The organism is Clostridium lacusfryxellense (genome assembly GCF_018861735.1).
In the GTDB taxonomy this organism is placed as follows: domain Bacteria; phylum Bacillota; class Clostridia; order Clostridiales; family Clostridiaceae; genus Clostridium_AD; species Clostridium_AD lacusfryxellense.
In genome coordinates, this window is the sequence record NZ_JAHLEB010000025.1 from 1 (window position 1) to 11,671 (window position 11,671).

Sequence of the window (11,671 nt, forward strand, 5' to 3'; positions counted from 1 at the left end):
TGAAAGTTTTCTGGAATTTATTTAAAAAATTATATAAAAAAAACAGGTATGCATTTTTAAACATACTCTGTTTTAAAACTATTGGTTTAATTTCTTAACTTAATGACATTGGAGTTTAATCCTGTATTTTTTAATTTAATTATTTAATTTTCCAATTTTCAAGTAAATAATCCTCTGCTTCTAATGACCAAAGGCCCTTGTTGTTTTTAGCAATTTCTGCTAATTTCTTGAATCGTGGATCTACTTTGCCTTTTTCTTCAAACTCATCAATTCCTGTAATATCCATAAATATATTTGTATATATAAGTTTTTTGCCTGCAGGTACTTCTGTTAATTTAAGTGTTGCATCTGCAGCACTATCAAGTCCTCCAATGTGAGTAACCATAACTGCTGGATTTATAATATTCTTTTCTGTCATTCTTAGTGACTCAATCATATCATTTGTGTTTCCACCAGTGGTTCCGATAGTATGTGTTGATTGATAATGAACATTATAAAAATTAAATGTAGCTGAGAAGTTAGTATCTGTAGGACCTGCAAAGAAGTTTAAGCAACCATCTCTACCTAATATCTTATCTCCTTGTTCAACAACTGGTTTAACTGGAGAATATACAAATACATCATCAAAGCCTGTTCCACCAGTTAAGTCTCTTAAATAAGCAGGAACATCTTCTATACCTTTAGTGTTAACAAATATTAATTCAATTCCAGCTTTCTTTGCATCTTCATCTGTGAATATTGCTCTTGCTCTATCTAATCTACCCTGTTCTATATCTGTTACTACAATCATACCTGGCTTTCTATCACAGTGCATAGCATAATCTATTGCACCTAGACCCATAGGACCAGCAGCAGCAAGCATTGCAAGCTTTCCACCTTCAACTATTCCCATCTTGTGTTCATAACTACCCATTACTGTATGAAAACTTGCATGGAAACCTCCAATAATACAAGACATTGGTTCAGCAAGGGATGCTTCATAATACGCTTTACCTTCATAATTTAATAAACAACCAACTTCCATTACTTCTTGTGGAACTACTATATAAGTTGCAGCTCCGCCACAATACCTATAAGAATATCCAGGTGAATCCATACTTCCCTTATAGTTTAATGCAGGTTGCATAGAAAATTTATTTCCAACTTTAAAGTCGTTTTTCCATTTTGAACCAACTTGCACTATATCTCCAGCCATTTCATGTCCTACTATTATAGGATTAACTGAGATGTCATTAGGCACTCTCTTATGATCACTACCAAGTATTGCTGCTTTATAAGTAGACATACATATACTGTCTGAAACTACTTTCACTAGTATTTCATCATCTTTTATTTCTGGAAGTTCAAACTCTTCCATTCTTAAATCTTTTTTCCCGTATAATCTTACTGCTCTTGTTTTCATATATATTACCACCTTTTGTTATTTATTATAAATATTCGAATTCTACTTGTTTTTCCAGTTCAATAATTGTTTTAATATCACTTGCTTTTGTTCCTTCTGTCATTACATTTGCTGCTCCAGTTGCCACAGCAAGTTTCACAGTTTCTTCAAAGCTAAGACCCTTTTCAATTGAATATGCAAGGGCTGCAACCATTGAATCCCCAGCTCCCACTGTACTTTTCACATCCACCTTAAGTCCACGAGCATATATTGCGCATTCCTTGTTTACAAAGATGGCACCTTCACTACCCAGAGAAACCGCTACTATAATGATACCATACTCCAGCAAACTCTTCGCAATTTCAACCGTTTCTGCTATTCCATTTATTTTCTTATTAAACATACCTTCGAGCTCATCTATATTAGGTTTTACAAGATACGGTCCTGACAAAATACCATACTTAAGCAATTCACCATCTGCATCTAATACGGTTTTTGCTCCTTTTTCTTTAGCTCTCACAATCCACTCACCATAAATCTTTTTATCTACATTACTAGGAACACTTCCTGATAAAATTATCATATCTTCACTTTTCATATCATTAAATATTTTATCATTTAATTCATTTAAGTCTTTAAGACTTGCCTCTGGCCCTGCTTCATTTATATCTGTATTAGTATGATTAATTGGGTCTACAACCTTTGTATTGGTCCTTGTTTCTCCTTGCGTAAAAATAAAGTCATTTAAAATTTGTATACCATCTAAATAGCCTTTTATGAACTCTCCTGATTTTCCAGAAAGTATTCCCATCGCCCTACTTTTACTTCCTAAACTTTTTATTACTTTTGATACGTTAATTCCTTTTCCACCAGCGTCTAGTCTTACTGATGTTACTCTATTAACATTGCCTACACTGAAATTATTTATTTCAATAGTTTTATCAACTGCAGGATTTAAAGTTATAGTTGTAATCATATTATCACCTCTTATATTCAATATTTCTTCTTTTGATTTAATCTTCAGATTTTATTGTAAATAGGTTATAGATGTAATCAACGTCCTGAGTACTTTTAAGTTTATCAGTAATGCTATCATCTTCTCCTTCAATAGCAACTGCAATATTTGAAAGTATTTGTAAATGTTCATCTCCAACTCCAGCAATACCAATTACAAGGTAAGCTAAATCATCTTCGAACTTTATACCATTCGGAAATTGAAGTACTACCATTCCTGTTTTTATAATGTTTTTCTTAGCTTCTCCAACACCATGAGGAATTGATATTCCTTTACCAATGTATGTTGAAAGATCATCTTCTCTTTGGATCATGGCATCTATATAATCTTCTTGCACATATCCACTTTCAAATAATAATCTACCTGCCATTTTGATAGCAGTATATTTATCTACACTCTCAAGTCCTACTTGTATATTTTTCTTTTGAAGAATTTTATTATCACTAGTCTCTACTGCTTTCGTTTCAATTTTCGCATCTATATTACTATCACTTACATTGTCACTGCTAACCGCCAGTCTAGTTGAAAGTAATTCAAAAGCACCATTGTTAAGGAAATCTTTAACCGATATGTGCTCAGCATTAGGAGCTATTTTCCTTGCTCTTGCTGTTAATGTTTCATGTGTAATAACTATTTGAGCATCCGTAGGAATAGCTTCTATTGCACAATTTACAACTTGAATATTATATCCAGCTTTTTTGAACTTAGTTCTTAAAGTAGTTGCTCCCATTGCACTTGAACCCATTCCTGCATCACATGCGAATATTATTTTATCAAAAGTACTCTTAGTTATATTTGATTTATTTGTTCCTTTTAATGCACTTGATTTAGCTTTTGCTTCTTCTAATTCATTTCCATCAGCACTACCATTTGTTTTTTTACTTGATGCCTTGATTATTACTGCTGAAACAAGGAAGGAAACTACTGCAGCTACAAGTACACCTGCAACTACTCCTATATATCCAGTTTTAGGAGTCATTGCAAGTATTGCAATGATACTTCCTGGAGATGCTGCTGCAATTAATCCTGCTCCAAAAATTTGGAATGTGAATATTCCACTTGCGCCACCACAAATTACTGCTATTATAAGCAAAGGGTTCATTAAGACGTAAGGAAAATATATTTCATGTATTCCACCTAAAAAATGAATTATTATTGCTCCAGGTGCTGATTCTTTAACTGCACCTTTTGCAAACACCCAATAAGCTACTAGGACTCCAAGTCCAGGGCCTGGATTTGATTCTAATAAGAAAAATATTGATTTTCCAACTGCTTTAGCTTCTTGTGCACCTATTGGCACCAAAATCCCATTACCTATTGCATTATTTAAAAACAATATTTTTGCTGGTTCTATAAACACAGATGCTAAAGGTAACAATCCTGCGTTTACTATGGCTTGTACTCCGTCTTTCATAAGACCATTTAACCCTAGGACTACTGGACCAATCCCTGAAAATGCAATCAACGCGAGTATCGCTCCAAGTATACCTTCTGAATAGTTGTTAATTAACATTTCAAAACCAGCAGGCACTTTACCATCAATGAGTTTATCAAACTTCTTTATAACATACCCACCTAAAGGTCCCATTATCATCGCACCCATAAACATTGGAATATCTGCTCCTACTATAATTCCAATAGTTGCAATCGCACCAACTACTCCACCTCGTGCTCCTGCTACCATTTTACCACCGGTAAAACCTATTAATAATGGTAAAAGATATGTTATAATCGGACCAACTAATTTAGCAAAATGAGCATTTGGATACCATCCTGTTGGTATAAATAATGCTGTAATTAACCCCCATGCTATAAATGCACCTATGTTTGGAAGAATCATTCCACTTAAAAACCTTCCAAAACTTTGTACTTTTTCTTTAGAATTCCCTCTATTTACTTTCTTTGTGTCTGTCATAACTCATACCTCCATTAATTATTTACTTTTTGGTTATAAAATTCTTTTAAAATATCGTTTAATTCACTAAAGGCATACTCGCTATTTCCGGCCTTTAAATATTTAAGAAAATCTATTCTTTCTATTAGATTTTTACTTACATAACCTATAACTTCAATATGGGACTTACTACACTCCTCTGGTGCAAGCATAATAATTGCAAGTTTTACATTTTCAATTTTATCTAAACCATTTAAACACTCTATACCCTTTGTTAACTTTATAGCTCCAAAGTATAATTTCTTGACAAAACCAGTCCTACAATGAAGTAATATCATCTCATGTCCAGTTACCACAGTATTTCCTTTTTCTTCTCTATTTTTTAGAGCTCTCCTTAATTGATCTCCAGCTTTAGTATCTCTCTCTATTAGCTTGCTTGTTTCTATTATTAATGCATCTATGCTGCTTATCTCAGGAATTTCTTTCAAGAAAAAATTATCTAAAATCTGTATGATAGCTTCACTATATATATTTAATGAAATTAATTTATCCTTAAAATTAATATTTTTTATTTTCCTATTCGAGTGAATGATATTAATGTTTTTCATTGCTTTTATTTGGTCTGCTATTTTATCTTTATCCTCCTGAAAAAGGAGTGGATTTACCCTTACAACAGGCTTATAACATTTATCGATATTAACTGTTGATATAATAAAATCTATTTCTTTTTCCATTAGAAAACTTTTTTCGATGTGTATCGTGGAAATTATATCTACGATCTCAATATTTTCATACTCATTTTTTATTCTTGTTGCAAGTAGCCTTGAAGTCCCCATCCCTGTTGCACATGCAATTGCAACTTTATATATGGGTTTAATTAGTGTTTCACTATTCTCAATTGCAGCTCCTAAATGCATAGCAATAAATGCAATCTCAGCTTCAGGCATCTTTATACCAATATGTTTTTCAACTACCACAGAACATTTAGTACTTATCCTCATTAAATCAGTGTAATTTGCTTTAATTTCTTCTAAAAGTGGATTTCTAATTTCGAGATTCATCTTTAGCCTTGTAATTGCTGTTCCAAGATGATTTACTAACCCATTTAATAGATTTTCATTATTACCAAGAAATCTCCCTGTTTCAATTTCAGCTATTTTAATAATTTCTTTTGATAACTTTACAAGTTCAAAACTTCCTATGACTTTATTACCTGCTTTATACTTTTCCTTATAGTTTTTAGATCCCTTTATATGCATTGTTATATAACCAATCTCATCCTCAGGTATATCAACCGCGAAGCATTTTGATATATTACTAGATAAGTTTGATGCAATCACATACTCCTCACTTGTCTTAAGCTCTTTTAAAAATTTACCATTTATTGTTATTTTATCACCTTTCTTGACTCTCTCAATTGCAAGTGCAATATGAACAATTAACCCTACAAAAGCACTATCTACTAACTTGTAGTTTCTTTCCTTCTCCATTGACTCAACTAAAACTTCTAATTTTTTTATTGTTTCATTATCTATTAAATTTAGTAATCTATTTCGTGATGCCACCTCAATATCTTGAGCCACAACTACAGAATTATCCAAATTCTTTCTTATTAAACCTAATAGCTGACTTTCATTTGTATTTTCGTAGATTAGACTAACCATAGCTTTTCTTATATAGTCCTCTCTTCCTTCCACATACACTCCTAGTCCTTGCTTTCTAATTAATTTTAGACCATGTTTCTTAAACCATTCATCTGTCTTCTCTAAATCATTGCTTATAGTTGCCTCTGTAACTTTTAAGATCCTAGTAAAATTATATAACTTTACAGGTTCTTGGTTTTGTAGTAGTTCACTAATAATTATGTTTTTTCTTTCTAGAGGAGAGTATATAGTTTCATTTATTTCTCCATTTAACAAATTAATAATAGTTTTTTTCTCTTCAAGAGTAGCAATTACTTTGATGCCCACTCCAGTTTTTTTTTCTAAATTTATTCCATTATGCTTTAAGAAATTTTGCACCTCTGGAATATCTCTAAGTACTGTCCTTCCACTAACATCTAAATCCTTTGCAATTTTAGAAATAGTAACATAATCATCTTCCTTACATATAATTTGCAAAATATTCTTTATGCGTGAATTAATTTTGTAACCTTTCATAAAATTCCTCCAAATTTATTTAGCATTTTACCAATTGCTATAACCTCATTATAATCCAGTAAACAGTTACAATCAATTCAAAGATATCTTGATTAGTCAGTAGCAGATGATGACAATATTTAATATTGTAAACTATATGTCCTAAAAAATGCGATCAAATTTATTTTTATAAATTTGATCGCATTCTCATAATTATCCTTTATACAATCTCAAATTATAAAAGTCTATTAACAAGTTTGTCATATTCAGGACTATTTATAAAGTTTTTAATTGTAATTATTTCTGCCTTTGGCGCTCTTGATTTCGCTCTATCTGCTAATGTTTCATGAGTAATAACAATCTCTGCATCCGTTGGAATTTCATTTATTGCACAGTGAACAACATTTATATCAAAACCTGCTTTTTTAAACTTATTTTTTAATGTTGTTGCTCCCATTGCACTTGAACCCATTCCTGCATCACACGCAAATATTATTTTGTTGAAAGTCTTAACTTTAACTCCTTTGATTGCATTAACTTTTTCCTTTGCTTCTTCTAATTCATTTCCGTTTGTATCTCCATTTGTTTTTTTATTTGATGCCTTAATTATTACAGATGATATTAAGAATGAAACTACAGCTGCTACAAGAACACCTGCTATTATTCCGAAATATCCACCTTTAGGTGTCATTGCAAGTACTGCAATTATACTTCCTGGAGATGCTGCTGCAATTAATCCTGCTCCAAAAATTTGGAATGTGAATATTCCACTTGCGCCACCACAAATTACTGCTATTATAAGCAAAGGGTTCATCAAAACGTAAGGAAAATAAATTTCATGTATTCCACCTAAGAAATGAATTATTATTGCTCCAGGTGCTGATTCTTTGACTGCACCCTTTGCAAACATCCAATAAGCTACTAAGATTCCAAGTCCAGGACCTGGATTTGATTCTAATAAGAAAAATATTGATTTTCCAACTGCCTTAGCTTCTTGTGCACCTATCGGTACCAAGATTCCATTACCTATTGCATTATTTAAAAACAATATTTTTGCTGGTTCTATAAATATAGATGCTAAAGGTAATAACCCTGCATTTACTATTGCTTGTACTCCGTCTTTCATAAGACCATTTAAGCCTAAGACTACTGGTCCAATTCCTGAAAATGCAATCAATGCAAGTATTGCTCCAAGTATACCTTCTGAATAATTGTTAATTAGCATTTCAAATCCAGCCGGTACTTTACCATCAATAACTTTATCAAACTTCTTTATTACATAACCACCAAGCGGTCCCATTATCATTGCACCCATAAACATTGGAATATCTGCTCCTACTATAATTCCAATGGTTGCAATTGCTCCAACTACTCCACCTCGTGCTCCAGCGACCATCTTACCACCAGTGAAACCTATTAATAATGGTAAAAGGAAATTTATCATTGGTCCAACTACTTTAGCAAAATTAGCATTTGGAAGCCATCCCGTTGGTATAAATAATGCTGTAATTAACCCCCATGCTATAAATGCGCCTATGTTTGGAAGTATCATTCCGCTTAAGAATCTACCGAAACCTTGTACCTTTTGTTGGGTTTTCCCCTTTGTATTAATCTTTTCATTCACTTGCAAATTTGACATTTAACTTCGCCCCCCTATTATCGTAATCACTGAAATCTTTCAAGAAACTATTTCCTAATTACCTTAATTTAATTATATGCAAGTAAACATTTACATACAATTCAAAGATAAACTGATTAGTCGTTATCTAATAGTGACAATTTTTAATATCTAATTATTAAGTGGAGAAATTTACGTACAATTTTAATTTTTACCTTCTATTTTAATTTTTATTATCAATTTCATTTTTTTCTCCTGTTATACAATAAAGAATCTTCTCAAGATCAAACTGTTCTCTTTTTATATCTAGAACCTCTTGTCCATTATATATTCCTAGAATTCTATCACTCATTCCCATAAGCTCCGAGAAATCTGAAGAAATCAATATTATAGCCCCATTGTTTAAAACAATCTCATTCATAATATTGTAAACCTCAACTTTAGATCCACTGTCAAGCCCAGCAGTTGGTTCATCAAATATAAATACCTTGGCGCCACTAAATAGCCACTTTGATAATACTACCTTTTGTTGATTACCTCCACTTAAGTTTTTTACTATCTGTTCAATAAAAGGAGTTTTTATAACAAGTTTTTTTATATATCTTCTTGCTATATTCTTTTCTTTTTCTTTTCTTAAAAAAAAGCCTTCTTTAGCCTTGTTCAAATTTGTTAAAGTAATATTACTGGCAATATCAAAGTTTTGTATCAAACCCTCAGCAAGTCTATCCTCAGACACGAATCCAATTCCCGCTTTAATAGCATCACGAGGGGATTTTATATTTAGTTTTGTACCATTAAGAAACATTTGCCCATTAGTTAATTCACAAATCCCAAAAATTGCTTTTGCAATTGTAGTTCTTCCTGAACCAACCAATCCTGCGATACCTAAAACTTCACCTTTTTTTATAGCAAAATTTATATTATTTATTATGTTACTTACACTCAAATTTTCTGCTTTGAATAACACCCTACCCTTTTGAACTGTAAGTTTTGGATATCTGTCCTTTAAATCATTACCCGCAGAAAGCTTAATTAACATATTTTTAGTTAACTCTTCTGGTGTTCCTGTAGTAACTATTTGTCCATCACGCATAATTGTAATTCTATCTGAGATTCTAAGTACTTCTTCAACTCTATGTGAAATAAAAACTATAGAAATCTTCTTTTGTTTGAGATTCTCTATAATTTTATAGATATTTTCAATATCAATGTTAGAAAACAGATTTGTAGGTTCATCCATAATTATCACTTGAGACTTTACCGAAATAGCCTTTGCAATTTCAAGGAGCTGTTTTTCCCATAGGTCGAGTTCCTTAACTAATCGCTTAGGATTTAGATTAAAATTCAAATCTTTAAAGATCTTTTGACAATCATAGTACATTTTATCAGTTTTAATTATTCTACCAGCTATTTTACTTTCTCCTGCAATATTAAATAGGAATAAATTTTCTGCAACTGTTAGGTCAGGAAAGGTTAAATGATCTTGAAAAACAGATCTTATACCTGATATTTGAGCATCATTATAACTCTTAAAGTTTACATTTTCCCCATTAAAATAAATCAATCCTGAATCAGGTTGTAATACCCCCGAAAGAATTTTCATCAGAACTGATTTTCCAGAACCATTTTCACCAAAAAGTGTATGAACTTCACCTGGTTTTACATTGAAATTTATATCTTTTAAAACAGATACATCATTAAATTGTTTACTTATACCACACATTTCAATTATATAACCACTCATATGCATTCTCCTTAACTTTATAAATAATACAAATATGTCTTATCTCTCATCTACCTTATCCTCATTAAATGCAGTAAATAACTGAATATTAGTTTCGAAAAACAACTTTTTATATTCCAAAGACACCTGTGCGTTTGTAACTACTTTTTTAACTAAATCAATATTTCCTAGTTGTACAAAAGCCCTCTTATCAAACTTTGAATAATCAACTACAATTATTGACTCCCCTGCATTTTGTAATATTATATTATATATTTCTGAAAGTTCGACGCTGCTTATGGTGTATCCGTGTTCTATACTTATCCCATCAACTGAAAAAAATGCTTTATTAACAAAAATTCCTTCAAGCATTTTCTTCGAAAATTGCCCTGAAGTTGAAATTGAATTACCAACAGATTGAATATTCCCCCCAAGAACAATTAAATTGATATTATTACACCCATAAAGCTCTATTATAATATTCATATTATTAGTAACTACAGTTAACTGTTTTCTGTCTTTTATATGTTTTGCTATTAATTGACAAGTGGTACCTGACCCTAGAAAAATAACATCCCCATTTATTATCATTTGTGATGCTATTATGCCTATTTGTTTTTTTTCTTCAATATATGGGTCATCTATAAAGCTTAACACGACCTCTTGATCGACATCTTCGTTAATCACTGCTCCACCATGAGTTTTAGTTAAAAATCCTTCATCTTCAAGTTTTTCAAGGTCCCTGCGAATTGTCGCCTCTGATACTGATAAAATGGAGCTTAAAGTTGATATATCCACATGTTTATATTCCAGTAAAACTTCCCGTACTTTGGCTAATCTTTCAGCTGCAAACATGTCATATCTCCCTTTCTCCGTTTTTATAATATTATTTATACCCATTAATTTTCATCTAAATTATAACATACTCTTTAATATATGTAATCATAAGTAGAGTATTATGTTACTTTATATCCTCTTTAGTTATTAATTTAACCGAAATATAAATTTCTTTATTTTTCTCATCATCAAAATCTATTTTTTTGCCTTTTATCAATTTATCTGCTAAACCTACCGTAGCCTTACCCATTTCGCCTGGTGATTGCTTAATAGTTGCAGCCATAATTCCATTTTTTATTGCATCAAGAGCTATTTTATCACCATTAAACCCAATTATCATTATATCTTTTCTTTTAGAGTCAATACATGCTTGCGCAGCTCCAACCGCCATGGGATCATTCTCACAAAACACTACTTGAATTTTAGGATTAGAAGTGATAATATCCTTCATTATAGAATACCCTTCCTCTTGCTTACTATGCCCAGAAAGTTCTATAACCACTTTAAACCCCGCTGCTGTAACAGTGTTTTTAAAGCCCTCTCCTCTTCTTGAAGCAAATATAGCTGAAGGCTCAGCTTTTATTATGGCAGCCTCATGGGATCCCTTTTTAATATTTTTAACAGCATAATCTCCCGCCATCTTCCCGCCACCAATATTGTCTGAAATTACTATAGCATCATAATTAGAGTTACCACCTCCAATATCATCTACAATTACAGGAATTTTTTTAGCATGGGCAGCTTCTACAATTGGACCTAATGCCTCAGGATTATTAGGTGAAATAATCAAAGCAGAAATATCTTGATTTATTAGGTCCTGGGCACCAGATACCATTTGCATTTGATCACTTTTTTGATCATGTAAAATATACCCATACCCTAAATCTAGCACACCTTGCTTTGTACCTTTTTCCATTCCTTGAAAATACTCATATTGCATATCATATACTGAAAACCCTATTTTTGATTTAGAAACTTCATTTATATTCTTCTTGCCACAACCTATAATTGTAAAAGCAAGGGTTAATGAAATAACTATTAAAAAGCCTCTTACTTTTATCATTT

General features: G+C 31.7%; 8 protein-coding genes. All 8 read right to left on the bottom strand.

Annotation, left to right across the window (positions count from 1 at the left end; genetic code table 11):
• Positions 1 to 139 precede the first annotated feature (139 nt).
• Complete coding sequence (locus KPL55_RS14465) at positions 140 to 1,402, bottom strand: zinc-binding dehydrogenase (RefSeq protein ID WP_216307447.1); 1,263 nt, start codon at positions 1,400 to 1,402, stop codon at positions 140 to 142.
• A gap of 25 nt (positions 1,403 to 1,427) precedes the next feature.
• Positions 1,428 to 2,357 carry a 1-phosphofructokinase gene (gene pfkB / locus KPL55_RS14470; RefSeq protein ID WP_216307448.1) on the bottom strand — a complete coding sequence of 310 codons (930 nt, stop codon included), beginning with the start codon at positions 2,355 to 2,357 and terminating at the stop codon, positions 1,428 to 1,430.
• A 37-nt stretch (positions 2,358 to 2,394) separates the two neighbouring features.
• On the bottom strand, positions 2,395 to 4,311 hold the full coding sequence (locus tag KPL55_RS14475; protein ID WP_216307449.1) for a PTS mannitol transporter subunit IICBA: 1,917 nt from the start codon (positions 4,309 to 4,311) through the stop codon (positions 2,395 to 2,397).
• 14 nt (positions 4,312 to 4,325) lie between these two features.
• Positions 4,326 to 6,449: a BglG family transcription antiterminator gene (locus KPL55_RS14480; RefSeq protein ID WP_216307450.1), complete on the bottom strand. Its 2,124-nt coding sequence runs from the start codon at positions 6,447 to 6,449 to the stop codon at positions 4,326 to 4,328.
• 214 nt (positions 6,450 to 6,663) lie between these two features.
• Complete coding sequence (locus KPL55_RS14485; protein WP_216307451.1) at positions 6,664 to 8,067, bottom strand: PTS mannitol transporter subunit IIBC; 1,404 nt, start codon at positions 8,065 to 8,067, stop codon at positions 6,664 to 6,666.
• Positions 8,068 to 8,269: 202 nt separating this feature from the next.
• A complete protein-coding gene (locus KPL55_RS14490) occupies positions 8,270 to 9,790 on the bottom strand; it encodes a sugar ABC transporter ATP-binding protein (protein ID WP_216307452.1) in 1,521 nt (506 codons plus the stop codon).
• Positions 9,791 to 9,829: 39 nt separating this feature from the next.
• Positions 9,830 to 10,624 (bottom strand): DeoR/GlpR family DNA-binding transcription regulator, encoded by a 795-nt coding sequence (locus KPL55_RS14495; protein ID WP_216307453.1) that lies wholly within the window; start codon positions 10,622 to 10,624, stop codon positions 9,830 to 9,832.
• 106 nt (positions 10,625 to 10,730) lie between these two features.
• Positions 10,731 to 11,669, bottom strand: a complete 939-nt coding sequence (locus KPL55_RS14500; protein ID WP_216307454.1) for a substrate-binding domain-containing protein — start codon at positions 11,667 to 11,669, stop codon at positions 10,731 to 10,733.
• Between the last annotated feature and the right edge of the window lie 2 nt (positions 11,670 to 11,671).